Origin of the sequence: Nonomuraea africana, assembly GCF_014873535.1 — a bacterium.
Lineage (GTDB): Bacteria > Actinomycetota > Actinomycetes > Streptosporangiales > Streptosporangiaceae > Nonomuraea > Nonomuraea africana.
This window is the reverse complement of sequence record NZ_JADBEF010000001.1, coordinates 3650071-3663094: the sequence shown is the minus strand read 5'-3', so window position 1 is coordinate 3663094 and position 13024 is coordinate 3650071. Positions and strand designations below refer to the sequence as shown.

Below are 13024 nucleotides of genomic sequence, written 5' to 3'. Positions count from 1 at the left end.
CCGTGCGGTTCAAGGTGGTGTTCAGGGTCAGCAAGGAGACGGGCCAGGTCGAGGAGTTCGTCATCGACGACCTCGGCGCGGAGCGTCAGGGCGAGGAGCACGACGCCGTCCACGACGGCGTCGCCAGGGCCGTCGGCGCGGTCGTCGAGCGGCGGGCGGCGCCGGAGGAGGTCGACCCGCGCACCCTGCCCGAGCCCGAGGCACCCGAGCTCACAGTGGACGAACGGGAGGCCGTGCGCGAGAGGGAGCAGCGCAGCCAATGACCGGCAGGCGACGGCACTGGCTCGGGCAGGCCGCGCTCGCCTACGAGGAGGCGGGTCACCTGACCGACGCGGCCCGCTGCAGGGAGCAGGCGGGCGAGCCGCTGCCCGCCGCCGAGCTGTACGAGCGGGCCGGCGAGCTGGACCAGGCCGCCGCGTGCTATCTGCGGGCGGGAAGGGTGGCGGAGGCGGCCCGCTGCCACCTGGCGCGAGGCAGGCCGGTGGCCGCGGCGGACTGCTGGGAGCAGGTCGGCAGGCCGCTGGAGGCGGCCTGGATCCTCGTCGTCGCCGCCCGCGACGCCGAGCGCGCCAGGTGGCTGCTGCGTGGGCACGTCCCCGACACCCTCGGCCGGCGGCTGCGGCACGACCTCACGCTGGCCATGTGCGCGGCCCTGGGCGGCGACACCGGGCCGCTGGCGGCGGCCGCGGGCGCGGTCGAGCGCGAGCTGGCCAGGGTACGGCCGGCCGCCGAGAGGCTGCTCGTGGAGCGGTGGGCGGTCGAGGCGGCAAGCGAGGTGGCCCGCTACGACCTGGCCGCCCTGGTGTTCGCCGCGGCCCACCGCAGCGGTCTGCGCGGGGCCGCCGGCCGCTGGCGGGCCTGGGCCGAGCGGGCGCTGGGCGGCACCGCGGGCGTGCCCGCCGAGACGGAGGAGAGGAGGGCGGGGTGACGTCCTGGCGGCGCAGACGCGACGAGCAGCGCGCGCCCGCGCGGCCGCAGCCGTTCGTGCTGACCAGGCGGGACCAGCAACCCCCGCCTGGCGAAGCGGCGGGTTCCGCGCGGGAGGCGCTGCCCGGCGACCTGCTCGCGGGGCGCTTCGCCGCCGAGCGGGAGGCGCTGGCGTTCGTGGCCGCCGTGCACGACGGCTCCGTGGCGCCGCGCTGCCTGCGATCGGGGCCGCGGCCGGGGCAGGGGAGAGCGGCCGGGGCCGGGTCGCTGTGGGCGCTGCGCGAGCACGCGCCCTCGCACTACGCCGAGCTGGTGTGGGCGGCGGGCGGCGTGCCGTACGCGGTGGTGGACGGGGTGCTCCACGGGCCCGGTGGGCACCTGGTGACGGCGGCGGAGCTGGCCGCCTGGCCCGAGGTCGGCTGGGTGGAGCTGGCCGCGCACGCGCCGCTCGGCGCCGAGGGGCCCGCCCAGCGGGAGATCGTCGTGGTGACCACGGCCTCGATCGCGCGCTGGGCGATGAACAGGTACCACGACGCGGCGCTGGAGATGCGGGTCTCCTCCGCGCGGCTGGCGCCCGCCCTCTCCCCGGGCCCCACCAGGACGGCCGTGCTGCTGAGGATGAAGGGGACGAAGGGAGCGCTGCCGAGGGCGATGCTGGGCGCGCTCACGCGCATGCCGTACACGATCGTGTGCCGGACGGGGGAGCCCCGGCTCCTGGTGGAGCACCGCGCCCGCCTGCCGCTGAGCGACTCCGACCTGGCCGGGCAGGTGCCGGGCCAGGAGAGCTGGATCATGGGAGGGCCCGAACACGGCGTGTGGCGGATCGCCGAGCGCAGCGCCGAGCTGGAGCCGCCGCTCGGCGTCGCGCCCGCCGTGCTGCCGCCCGCGCGGCCCGCGCCCGAGCGGCGGCCCGCCGACCTGGCGATCACCGTGCGTCTTGTCAGGAGCCCCGGCGGGCACGACGTCGAGGACGCCAAGCTCCTCACCGACGCCGACCTGCGCGTGCTGCGCTCCTACCTGTCGGGTGACCCGGCCGCCGAGCGGGCCTTCCTGATCCTCGGCGACGGCCATCACCTGCTGGCCGAGCCCGGCGGCGGCGCGGTGGCGCTGCCCTTCGGCCTGCCGCTGCGCGCGGCGGGCCCCGCGGGGCTGTACATCGAGGCGGGGCACGCGCTGCGGCCCAGCCTGCCGCCCGCGGCCAGGGCCAGGGCCTTCGGCCTCGACGGCGAGAGCGTGGTGATCGTGTGCGCCGATCGCAGCCACCGGCTGGCGCTGCGCCACGCCGTGCCCGTGTGGGCGTTGTGGCTGGCCGACCAGCCGCCGGTCGACCCGGCGCCGCCCTCCGAGGCGGTCAGGGCGCTGCTCGACCGGTTCGACGCGCTGGAGATCCCGCGCCCCGAGCCCGCGCGGGACGGCCGGCGGGGAAGCCCGCCCGCCGGCCCGGCCGACGCGGTCGCGGCCGTGGAGCTGCGCGCCGAGGCGCTCGTGCTGGAGATGAAGGGCAGGTACGCCGAGGCCGCCCGCCGCTACCGGGAGGCGGGCGAGCCGCACCTGGCAGGACGCATGTACGAGCTGGCCGCCGCGCAGGAGGGCGAGTGAGCCGAGAGCGGGCGGCCGGGATCGGCGCGGCCAGGGTCGCGGTGGCCAGGATCGCGGTGGACGACTGCCGCTGCGCCAGCCTGTGCGCCGACGGCTCGGCGCTGTTCACCGTCGCGGGCGGGCTGGCCGAGGTGCGCGAGCACGAGGGCCCCGCACTGTGGTCGGCACCCGTCGAGGCCCCGGCCGAGCTGCCCGTCGAGGCCGCCTGGACACCGGAGTCCGACCAGGTCTTCGTCGTCTGCGGGGCGCGCCTGCTCGCCTTCGCGGCCGACTCGGGCGAACCCCTCGCGCTCCCCGCCGAGCTGGCCGGGCGCGCCGACGTCACCGCCTTGGCGCTCAGCGGCGACGGGCTGAGCGCCGCCTTCGGCACCAGGGAGGGCACGATCTTCCTGCTCGACCGGGGCACCTCGGCCGTCGTGTCATGGCCTGGACGCGCCGACCCGGTCAGGGCGCTGGCCTTCGACCCCTCGGGCGCCGAGCTGTGCGTGGCCAGGCCGCGGGCGATCCAGTTCTGGCGGGCCGCCGACCGGACGATGATCGCCTCCATCGGGGTGGGCGACCTGTTCCCCTCGCGCCTGGCCTGGTCGCAGGAGGGCGCGCTGGTCGCCGTCGCGGGCGCGCGCGACGTCCGCACGGTCGACGTGCGCACCAGGAAGGAGGCGGCCACGCCGTGGCGCGCCGAGGGCAGACCGGTCGCGCTGGGCTTCAGCAGGGACGGCACCCGCGTCCTCGTCGGCACCCGCACTGGCACTGGCACTGGCACTGGCACTGGCACCGGCACTGGCGCCGTCCACCTGCTCGACAGGCAGCTGGTCGAGGACGAGGCGGTGCCCGAGACCCTCCCCGCGCAGCTGACCGAGCCCGCCACGATGCACGTCGGCGCGTCCGGCCTGCTGGCCGCGCGCACCGACGAGCGGACCGTCACCCTGTGGCGGCTGGCCGACACCCGCCTGCCCACCGACGCCGAGCGGGCGAGCGGAGCCCTGCTCAGGTGGGCGGCCAGGTCCGCGAGGAGCGTCGGCAGGGCGCCGCGCACGGCCGCCCGCACCGCTGCCCGCATGTCCGAGGCGGTCCCGCCCCTGCGGGAGCACCGCGACCCCGCGTTCTGCTGGGCACCCGACGGCGACGGCTGGTACGCCGAACGGCCGAGGGGACACCTGTCCAGGAGGGGGCCGATCGAATGGAGCGTGCCCGCGGGGGAGGGGCTGCGCGAGATCGAGACCGCCGGCCCGCTCGTCGCCGTCGCCGGCCAGGACGCCGACCGGGTGACGGTGCTCGACGCGGCCACGGGCGAGGCGATCACCGAGCTGCGCGGTGGCCACGGCTTCGCCTGGTCACCGTCGGACCCCCGCACGCTCGCCGCCTGCGACCCCGACCACCTGAGGCTGTACCGGGACCTCGACGCGCCGCCCGCCGTCATCCCCGTCCGCGTGGGCACCGGCAGGCCCGCCTGGTCGCCCGACGGCAGGATGCTGGCCGCGCCCGCCGGCGAGGAGGTCGGCGTCTGGCTCGTGGCGGAGGCGGCGCCGCGCGGGCTGGTCAGGCTGGCCGACCCCGCCTTCGGCGGACGGCGCGCGGGCCCGCTCGCCTGGTCGCCGGACGGCCGTAGCCTGGCGGCCACCACCACGGACGGCAGGGCGCCCGTCGTGGTGTGGTCCACCGACGACTGGCGGCGCCGCTGGCGGCTCGGCGCCCCGGCCGGAGCGCGGAACGGCCCCTGCCTGACCTGGTCACCCGACTCCCGCTTGCTCGCCTTCCCCGCGCAGGGCACGCCTGGCGCGGTCGAGCTGTGGGAGCCGGGCACCGGCCCGGTGCACACCCTCCAGCCGCCCGACCCGCGCGTACGGCACGCCTGGGCGGTCCGCTGGTCGCCCGACGGCCACCGCCTCGCGGTCACCTACGACACAGGACAAGTCGTCCTGTGGGACCTGCCCGGCGAGGCGCTGCCGAGACGCGACAGGGGGCGCCTGCCGTACGAGGCGGAGATCTTGGCCAGGCTCGGCGCGAGCGCGGCGGCGGCGGGGGCGGCGCTCCCGCTGTCCCTGCTCACCGACCTGCTCACCCTGGTCGTCAGCAGGGCGCCGGCGGAGCTGGAGGCGGTGGACGGGCACCGCGCGGTCGTGGCGCTGCGCGCGCTGCACTGGCCGGTGCGGGCCGCGCTCGGCCTGGCCGTCCTGGTGGCCGCCGACCTGCCGTCCTCGCCCGGATGCGCCCCTCCCGCGGGGGTGCCGGCCGAGCGGCTGGAGGGCGCGCTGGTCCGCGCGCTGAAGGGGGTGCCGGTGGCCCCGGTGCGCGCGCCCGTCCCGATGACCGAGCTGGTCGAGGCGCTCAACGGCATCGACGACGGCGTGCTCACGCTGCTGACCATGCTCAGCCCCGAGGCCGTGGCGGCCGAGCCCGAACTGCCCGCGAGACTGCGCAGGCAGGGAATGACGCGGTGGCCGCTGCCCGAGCGCCAGCGCAGGCTGCTCGGCGTACGGGCCTCGGTACGGAACGAGGGGGCCGCCCAGGGGCGCGGGCTCGGCGAGGCGAGAGCGGGCGTCACCCGGCACGGCGAGCCGAGCGCGCTGCTGCCCTCGCAGTTCGCGCTGCCGTCGGCGGTGCTGGCCGCCAGGCACGTCCGCGACGAGCTGCTCTACCGGACCAGGCAGGGCGCGCTGCCGGCCGTCACGGAGCCGATGGTCGTGGTGCTCGACGACACCCCCGCGGCGCACGGCGCGGTGGGCGCGACCCTGCGGGTGGTGGCGCACCTGCTCTGCGCCAACGTGCTGGCCAGGCACCGGCGCTGCGCGCTGGTCCTGCTGGCCGACCCCGCCAGGATGCGGATGCTGTCCTCGGCCGACGACCTGGTGCACCTGTGGGGCGAGGCGGCGCTGACCCCTCCCGCGGTGCCCGAGGCGGCCCGCCTCGCCAGGGCGGCCACCGCCCAGCTCGGCGAGTCGGCGGCCGAGCCGCGCACGGTCGTGCTGACCCACCCGCACCTGGTCTATCCGGGCGGCAGGCAGGTGAGCACGGTGCGCGTGCACTATCCGGGCCATCCCGTCGAGCACCGCGCTCCCCGGACGTTCACGCTGGCGCCGGGGGCGGGGGCCGAGCGGGTCTACGAGGTGATCGCGGGAATCCTCGCCGGTCAGCCGCAGAGCATCTGATCGATGGGGTCCTGCCCGAGCGAGCGGAGCACGCGCTCGATGACCTCGGGGCGCATGGCGTCGCCGAGCACCTCCACGCCCTCGTCGGTGACCCTGATGCGCAGGCGCACCAGGCGGCCGTCGGGGTGGTCCTGGTACTCCTCCGGCTGGATCAGGTCGGGGAGGTTCTCCACGAAGCGGTGGCCCATCACCATCTCCCTGCGATGCTCGTCCCGCACACGGGGCAGTCGCCCGCGGCGAGATGGTTGGCTCCAAGCGACCATATGCCGCGCTCGACCACGGTGTCCCCGCATCCGTGACATCTCGTGTTCCTGCCCTCCTCGCCCAGGGCCCGCTCCACGTACACGTGGCGCAGACCGGCGGCGCGGCCGATCGCGACGGCCGCGGCCAGCTCGGCGGGCGAGGTCGGGTTCTCCTCGCGCATCCGGTAGGCGGGAGTGAAGCGCAGCAGGTGCCAGGGGATGTCCCGATCGACGTCGGCGATCGCGGCCGCGATCGCCGACAGGTCCTCCGGCGAGGAGCTCACGCCGGGGACGAGCGGGGTGGAGACCTCCACCCAGACGCCGGCCTGGTGGAAGGCCCTGATCGCGGCCAGCACAGGGGCCGCCGCCGCGCCCGTCAGCCTGCGGTGGCGGGCCTCGTCCAGTCCTTTGAGGTCGATGTTGACGGCGGCGAGCGCGGGGGTGACGACGTCGATCGCCTCGGGAGTCAGGAAGCCGTTGCTCTTCCACACCACCTCGACCCCCGCCGCGCGGCCGTGCTCGGCCAGCGCCAGCGTCAGCTCGACGGCCAGGGAGGGCTCGGAGTACGACAGCGCCACGCAGGCCCCTCGCGCGGCCGCCGCGGCGACCACCTCGGGGACGTCCACGGGCGCGGCCTCCCACGCCGGCCCCTCCTCGCGGCCGTACTGCGACAGCGGGTGGTTGACGCAGTAGTCGCAGCGGAAGGAGCAGCCCGGCGCGGCCAGCGTCAGCGCGAGCGCGCCGGGGCGGTAGTGGAAGAACGGCTTGCGCTCGACGGCGTCGGTGTGGGCGACGGACGTGGCGAACGTGGCGGTCTCCATCCCGCCTGCCGCGCCGCGCCGTACCTTGCAGGCGCCGACCTGGCCGGGCGCCAGCGCGCAGCGGTGCGGGCACAGGTCGCACCTGACCCGCTCGCCGGCGGGGGAGTGGAGGATGGCGGGGGTCCACCTCATGGCTACGACAGCGCGCGGGCGGCGTGGACGAGGGGGACGTGCGAGAAGGCCTGGGGGAAGTTGCCGACCAGGCGGCCGTAGCGCGGGTCGTACTCCTCCGCCAGCAGCCCCACGTCGTTGCGCAGCGTCAGCAGCCGGTCGAACAGCTCGCACGCCTCGGCGACGCGGCCCTGCATGGCCATCACCTCCACCAGCCAGAAGCTGCACGCGAGGAAGGCGCCCTCACCTCCCGGCAGGCCGTCGACGTCGTTGTCCTCGGCCACCGGGTAGCGCAGCACGAAACCGTCGGACAGCAGCTCCCTCTCGATCGCGGCCACCGTGCCGCGCACCCTCGGATCGTCCACCGGCAGGAAGCCGACGATCGGCATCAGCAGCAGGGAGGCGTCGAGCTCGGCGGAGCCGTAGGACTGGGTGAAGGTGTTGCGGACGGGGTCGTAGCCCTTGTCGCAGATCTCGGCGTGGATCTGCTCGCGCAGCGCCTTCCAGCGCTCCAGCGGGCCGGTGCGGCCGAAGTTCTCCACCTGCTTGATCGCCCGGTCCATCGCCACCCAGCACATCACCTTGGAGTGGGTGAAGTGCCTGCGCGGGCCGCGCACCTCCCACAGGCCCTCGTCGGGCTCGTCCCAGTGCTGCTCCACGTAGTCGAGCAGCTGGCGCTGGATGGCCCAGGCCCGGTCGTCGGGGGCCAGGCCCGAGGTGCGCGAGAGGTAGAGGCAGTTCATGACCTCGCCGTAGACGTCGAGCTGCAGCTGCTCGACCGCGCCGTTGCCGATGCGCACGGGGCGGGAGCGCTCGTAGCCGTCGAGCCAGCCGAGCTCCATCTCGGGCAGGCGGCGCTCGCCGGCCACGCCGTACATGATCTGCAGGTCCTGCGGCCTGCCCGCGATGGCGCGCAGCAGCCAGCCGCGCCAGGCGGCGGCCTCGTCGAGGTAGCCCGCGCCGATGAGGGCGTCGAGCGTCATGGTGGCGTCGCGCAGCCAGCAGAAGCGGTAGTCCCAGTTGCGCACGCCGCCGAGGTCCTCCGGCAGGGAGGTGGTGGGGGCGGCCACGATGCCGCCCGTGGGCGCGTAGGTCAGGGCCTTCAGCGTGATCAGCGAGCGGACCACGGCATCGCGCCACGGGCCTTTGTAGGTGCACTGGGCCACCCACTCGGCCCACAGCTCCTCGGTCTGGACGAGCTGCTCCTCGGCGGAGATCAACCTCGGCATGGGCTCGTGCGAGGGATGCCAGGTGAAGACGAAGGCGACCCGCTCGCCCGCCTTGACGTGGAAGGTGGCGCGGTGGGCGTAGTCGCCGCCCTTGAGCGGGACGGGGGAGTGCAGCCAGATGGAGTCGGGACCGCCGACCGCCTGCAGGTGGCCGTTGGTGCGGCGGACCCACGGGACGATCCTGCCGTAGTCAAAGCGGATCCGGATCTGGGTGGACATCTCCACCGTGCCGGACACCCCCTCGACGATGCGGACCACGTCGGGATTGCGGTCGCGGGGCGGCATGAAGTCGATGACGCGGACGGTGCCCGTGGGGGTGTCGTACTCGCTCTCCAGGATCAGCGTCTCGTGCCGGTAGCGGCGCCGGTCGGCCACCGGACGACCGGCGGGGCCGAGCCACCAGTGGCCGTTGCGCTCGCTGCCGAGCAGCGCCGCGAAGCACGACGGTGAGTCGAACCTCGGCAGGCAGAGCCAGTCGATCGAACCGTCGCGGGCCACCAGCGCCGCCGACTGCATGTCCCCGATGAGGGCGTAGTCCTCGATCCGCATGAACCAGACGCTACTAGGTCCATCCACGCCCCGATCGCGAAAACCCCCGTCAGTGCTGGCCCGGCAGCGGGAAGCGCTTGGCGAACAGCTGCGTGATGGGGCCGATCGCCACCGCGAACAGCAGCGTGCCGACGCCGACCGTGCCGCCGAGCAGCCAGCCGACCGCAACGACGGTGATCTCGATGAGGAAGCGCGCCAGCCGCACCGAAAGGCCCAGCCTGATCAGGCCGGTCATGATGCCGTCGCGCGGGCCGGGGCCCATGCCCGCGCCGATGTAGAGGACGGTGGCCAGCGCGACCGCGACGATGGCCGCCAGGAGGTAGGTCCACGCCACCGCCCAGTGCCCGGGGGCGGGCAGCAGGTACATGGCGGCGTCGGCGAACAGGCCGAGAAAGATGATGTTGCTGATGGTGCCGATGCCGGGCTTCTGGCGCAGGGGGATCCACAGGACCATGACCAGCGCGCCCACCAGGATGATCCAGGTGCCGATGGACAGGCCGGTCCTGACGGCCAGGCCCTCGTGGAAGACGTCCCACGGGTCGTTGCCGAGGGCCGACTCCACCTGGAGGCCGATGCCGAGGCCGTACAGGGCCAGGCCGCCGTACAGGCGGAGGAGACGCGAAGGCAGCGAACCAAGGGACGGAAGGGATATCTCGCTCATAATGGCCTCCATCATTCAGGCCAATGGGTTGCACCAAAAGGGCCAATCAGCGAAAGTGGCCTTATGCCAGAACGTCACCTGTCGGCGCAGCAGCTCGGCCGTCTCCTCGATGCCGACCGGACGGCCCGCCCGTTCTACCGGGCGCTGGCCCAGGGCGTACGGGGGCTGGTGCGCGACGGCAGGGTGCCGGTGCGGATGCGGATGCCCGCCGAACGGCACCTGGCGCAGGAGCTCGGCGTCAGCCGCACGACCGTGACGGCCGCCTACGACCTGCTGCGCGAGCAGGGCTACCTGGACAGCCGCCAGGGCGCAGGCAGCTGGACCGCGCTGCCCGACCCGTCGGCCTGCGCCGACAACCCGTGGCTGTCGGTGGACGACGACGGGCTGCTCCAGATGCACTGCGCCGCGCCGCCCGCCACCACGATGCTGACCGAGGCGGTGGCCGGCGCCATGGAGGATCTGCCCAGGTACGGCATGGGCGCCGGCTACGACCCGATGGGCCTGCCCGTCCTGCGCGAGCGCGTCGCCGCCCGCTACACCGCGCGCGGCCTGGCCACCCGCCCCGAGCAGATCCTGGTGACCACGGGCTCCCAGCACGCGCTCCTGCTCGTCATGAGCCTGCTGGTCGGTCCCGGCGACCCGGTCGTCGTCGAGTCGCCCACCTACCCGCACGCCATCGACGCCGCCCGCCACCGCGGCGCGCGCATCGTGCCGGTAGGCGTCACGTCCGAAGGCTGGCAGCCCGACCTGCTGGCCGGGGCCATGCGCCAGGCGGGCCCGCGCCTGGCCTACCTCATGCCCGACTTCCAGAACCCGACGGGCGCGCTCATGGACGACGCCACGCGCGCCGCCGTCGTCGGCATGGCCAGGCGCGCCGACACGACGCTGCTGATCGACGAGACCTGGACCGAGCTCGGGATCGACGAGCCGAACGGCGCGGCGCCGATGGCCGCCTTCGACACCGACAGCAGGGTGATCACCATCGGCTCCGCCTCCAAGCTGTGGTGGGGAGGGCTGCGCATCGGCTGGATCCGCACCACCGCCGCGATGGCCCGCGGACTGGCCATGCGCCGCGCGGCCGTCGACATCGCCAGCCCCGTGCTCGACCAGCTCGTCGTCACCAGGCTCTTCGACCGCATCGAGGAGACCAGGGCCGAGCGCCGCCGCTCCCTCATCGCCTCCCGCACGGCGCTGGTGGCCGCGCTGGGCGAGCACCTGCCCGAGTGGACCTTCACCGTGCCGCGCGGCGGCGGCACCCTGTGGGTACGGCTGGCGGGCGAGGGCGCCACCCCGCTCGCCGAGGCCGCCGCCTACCACGGCGTACGGCTCGCGCCGGGCCCGTGGTTCGGCGTGAGCGGCACCCTCGAGGGCTACCTGCGCCTGCCCTTCACTCAGCCGGCGCAGGTCATCACCGACGCGGTGGCCCGCCTGGCCGAGGCCCGCGCGACGGGCCCGATCGGTTCGCGCCCCGCCGACCCGCTCATTCGGATGGTTTGACCCCGCTGGCCAGGGGCGCGCGCCAGCCGTACTTCATGGCCAGGATGCGCAGCCCGAAGGCCAGGACGGCGGCGGCCAGCACGGCCGGCCAGCCGTGCAGGTCCAGCTCGAACAGCGCGGCCATCGCGGCCGAGCCGAGCATCGCGGGCACCGCGTAGAGCTGGCGGTCGTAGAGCAGGGTGGGGATCTCGCCGGCCAGCATGTCGCGCAGCACGCCGCCGCCGACGGCGGTGGTGACGCCGAGCAGGGCGGCGTGCAGCGGCGACAGGTCGTACAGCAGCGCCTTCTCGGTGCCGACCGCGCAGAACAGGCCGAGGCCCGCCGCGTCGAGCACGAGCAGGAGCGGCATGATGCGGGCCACCTGCGGGTGCCAGAAGAAGACGATCGCCGTGGCCGCGATGGGCACCAGCACGTACCCGAGACTCTGGAAGGCGGCGGGCGGCACGTTGAGTATCAGGTCGCGCATGATGCCGCCGCCGAGCGCGGTCATCGACGCCAGCACCGCCATCCCTACCACGTCGAGGCGTTTGCGCACGCCCATGAGCGCCCCTGACAGGGCGAAGACCAGGATTCCGGCGAGGTCGAGCAGTTCGGACACGCGATCAGTGTGTCAGTGCCTGACCCGGTGCCACGTCGTCGTCACTCATCAGCGCCTTCAGCCTGCGCACGAACATCAGCAGCACCAGGCCCGCCAGCACGGCGACGCCGCCGAGCACCAGGTAGTACTGGGTGAGCGACAGGAAGCCGGTCAGCCGGTAGGTCTGGCCGCCGATCGCGTCGCCGAGCGCCGCGGCCAGGAACCACACGCCCAGGATCTGGCCCTTGAAGTGGTGGGGGGCGAGCTTGGTCGAGACCGACAGGCCCACGGGGCTCAGCGTCAGCTCGCCGACCGTCTGCATGAGGTACATCACCATCAGCCACAGGATGGACACCTTGACCCCGCCGGAGGCGACACTGGCGGCCGCGGCCAGCACCACGAAGCTCAGTCCCGCCATGAACAGCGCGAAGGTGAACTTCAGCGGGCTGCTCACCTTGCTGCCCCACCTGGTCAGCCAGATCGCGGCGAAGACGGGCGAGAAGACGATGACGAACAGCGAGTTGAAGTTCTGCGTCCAGCCCGCCGGGATCGTGAACCCGAAGAACGTCAGGTCCACGCTCTTCATGGCGAAGTCCGTCACGGGCCCGGGAGCCAGGTCGAAGATCATCCAGAAGATGACGGCGGCGAAGAACAGCCAGATGTAGGCGCCGAACCTGCGCCGCTCCACCGGCGTGATGCCATGGCCGCCGTGGATGATGTACGCCAGGTAGAAGACCGTGACGAGCGCGATGATCGCGGTCACCGTCCAGGTGACGCCGTCCTCGGTGAACAGGCCGGTCACCGCCAGCAGCGCGGCCAGCGCCACGAGCGCGGCCATCCCGATGAGGATCCACTTGACGGCCGCGCGCCGCTCGTCGGGCGACAGCGGCTGCGACACGCGCTCGCCGGCGCCGTGCAGGCTGCGCTTGCCCAGCACGTACCAGATGAGGCCCAGAGCCATGCCCACCGCGGCCGAGCCGAAGGCCAGGTGCCAGTGCCGGTCGCCGGCCAGCACCGGCGTCAGGCTGATGCCGGCCAGCGCGCCGATGTTGATGCCCATGTAGAACAGCGAGAACCCCGAGTCGCGCCGGGCGTCCTGGTCCTCCCTGTAGAGGTAGCCGACCATGCCGGAGACGTTCGGCTTGAGCAGGCCGGTGCCCGAGACGATGAGCAGCAGGCCGAGATAGACGAAGACCGGGCTGGTCACCGGGATGGCCATGCTGATGTGGCCGCACATGATGATCACACCGCCCAGCAGGACGGCCCTGCGGGCGCCGAGCACCCGGTCGGCCAGCCAGCCGCCCGGCAGCGCCGTCAGGTAGACCATGCCCTGGTAGACGCCCACGATCGCGAAGGCCGTGGTCTCCGGCAGGCCGAGGCCGCTGCGGACGGCGGGGGCCATGAGGAAGGCGGCAAGGATGGCCCGCATGCCGTAGAAGCTGAACCGTTCCCACATCTCGGTGCCGAACAGCGTCGCCAAGCCCCACGGATGCCCGAAGAACGTCTTCTCGGCCGCCTTCATCCCGCCCCCCGACGAAACGTTGAGTATGCGATCGATCACTGTACGTCATAGCCTGTTCTTGTCCCCTGCCCAGGGCTTGTCGGGGCTTAACGCGGTGTGGTGCGATGCATCCCACTCGTGCAAGTGAGCACTGACTGGAG

Annotated in this window: 11 protein-coding genes; 5 read left to right on the top strand and 6 right to left on the bottom strand. The window is 74.2% G+C overall.

Going from position 1 to position 13024, the window contains the following annotated elements; genetic code table 11:
- The first annotated feature begins 2 nt into the window (after positions 1–2).
- Genes H4W81_RS17325 through H4W81_RS17310 form a run of 4 tightly spaced genes read left to right on the top strand, consistent with a single transcriptional unit; the run spans position 3 to position 5675 of the window.
- The gene (locus tag H4W81_RS17325) at positions 3–263 is read left to right on the top strand and encodes a hypothetical protein (protein WP_192775765.1); all 261 of its coding nucleotides are present in this window, start codon (positions 3–5) and stop codon (positions 261–263) included.
- Positions 260–928, top strand: coding sequence for a hypothetical protein (locus H4W81_RS17320; RefSeq protein WP_192775764.1), 669 nt, complete (start codon positions 260–262; stop codon positions 926–928). Before H4W81_RS17325 ends, H4W81_RS17320 begins: the two co-directional genes overlap by 4 nt.
- Entirely contained in the window at positions 925–2526 is a 1602-nt protein-coding gene (locus H4W81_RS17315; protein ID WP_192775763.1) for a hypothetical protein, read from the top strand. Before H4W81_RS17320 ends, H4W81_RS17315 begins: the two co-directional genes overlap by 4 nt.
- A complete protein-coding gene (locus H4W81_RS17310; protein ID WP_192775762.1) occupies positions 2523–5675 on the top strand; it encodes a WD40 repeat domain-containing protein in 3153 nt (1050 codons plus the stop codon). Before H4W81_RS17315 ends, H4W81_RS17310 begins: the two co-directional genes overlap by 4 nt.
- Here H4W81_RS17310 and H4W81_RS17305 read toward each other — a convergent pair.
- Genes H4W81_RS17305 through yczE form a run of 4 tightly spaced genes read right to left on the bottom strand, consistent with a single transcriptional unit; the run spans position 5657 to position 9288 of the window.
- The gene (locus H4W81_RS17305) at positions 5657–5863 is read right to left on the bottom strand and encodes a radical SAM-modified peptide, FtsH ternary system-associated (RefSeq protein WP_225958670.1); all 207 of its coding nucleotides are present in this window, start codon (positions 5861–5863) and stop codon (positions 5657–5659) included. The two genes, H4W81_RS17310 and H4W81_RS17305, sit on opposite strands and share 19 nt — an antisense overlap.
- Positions 5863–6870 (bottom strand): AmmeMemoRadiSam system radical SAM enzyme, encoded by a 1008-nt coding sequence (amrS, locus tag H4W81_RS17300; RefSeq protein WP_192775761.1) that lies wholly within the window; start codon positions 6868–6870, stop codon positions 5863–5865. The genes H4W81_RS17305 and amrS overlap by 1 nt, the downstream gene beginning before the upstream one ends.
- Positions 6871–6872: 2 nt before the next feature.
- Complete coding sequence (locus H4W81_RS17295) at positions 6873–8627, bottom strand: glycoside hydrolase family 15 protein (RefSeq protein WP_192775760.1); 1755 nt, start codon at positions 8625–8627, stop codon at positions 6873–6875.
- A gap of 49 nt (positions 8628–8676) precedes the next feature.
- Positions 8677–9288, bottom strand: coding sequence for a membrane protein YczE (gene yczE, locus H4W81_RS17290; protein ID WP_225958669.1), 612 nt, complete (start codon positions 9286–9288; stop codon positions 8677–8679).
- 63 nt (positions 9289–9351) lie between these two features.
- On the opposite strand from yczE, the gene yczR reads away from it, so the two are divergent.
- The gene (gene yczR, locus H4W81_RS17285; RefSeq protein ID WP_192775758.1) at positions 9352–10785 is read left to right on the top strand and encodes a MocR-like transcription factor YczR; all 1434 of its coding nucleotides are present in this window, start codon (positions 9352–9354) and stop codon (positions 10783–10785) included.
- Here yczR and H4W81_RS17280 read toward each other — a convergent pair.
- Together H4W81_RS17280 and H4W81_RS17275 are read right to left on the bottom strand one after the other, a co-directional pair.
- Entirely contained in the window at positions 10769–11383 is a 615-nt protein-coding gene (locus H4W81_RS17280) for a trimeric intracellular cation channel family protein (protein WP_192775757.1), read from the bottom strand. The genes yczR and H4W81_RS17280 overlap by 17 nt on opposite strands.
- Before the next feature lie 4 nt (positions 11384–11387).
- Entirely contained in the window at positions 11388–12884 is a 1497-nt protein-coding gene (locus H4W81_RS17275; protein ID WP_192775756.1) for a peptide MFS transporter, read from the bottom strand.
- Positions 12885–13024 lie beyond the last annotated feature (140 nt).

Bases quoted from the DNA above. Each gene is read 5' to 3' on its own strand.
- amrS (WP_192775761.1), bottom strand. From the start codon at position 6,870: ATGAGGTGGACCCCCGCCATCCTCCACTCCCCCGCCGGCGAGCGGGTC.
- yczR (WP_192775758.1), top strand. From the start codon at position 9,352: ATGCCAGAACGTCACCTGTCGGCGCAGCAGCTCGGCCGTCTCCTCGAT.
- H4W81_RS17295 (WP_192775760.1), bottom strand. From the start codon at position 8,627: ATGCGGATCGAGGACTACGCCCTCATCGGGGACATGCAGTCGGCGGCG.
- H4W81_RS17320 (WP_192775764.1), top strand. From the start codon at position 260: ATGACCGGCAGGCGACGGCACTGGCTCGGGCAGGCCGCGCTCGCCTAC.
- H4W81_RS17305 (WP_225958670.1), bottom strand. From the start codon at position 5,863: ATGGGCCACCGCTTCGTGGAGAACCTCCCCGACCTGATCCAGCCGGAG.
- H4W81_RS17275 (WP_192775756.1), bottom strand. From the start codon at position 12,884: ATGAAGGCGGCCGAGAAGACGTTCTTCGGGCATCCGTGGGGCTTGGCG.
- yczE (WP_225958669.1), bottom strand. From the start codon at position 9,288: ATGAGCGAGATATCCCTTCCGTCCCTTGGTTCGCTGCCTTCGCGTCTC.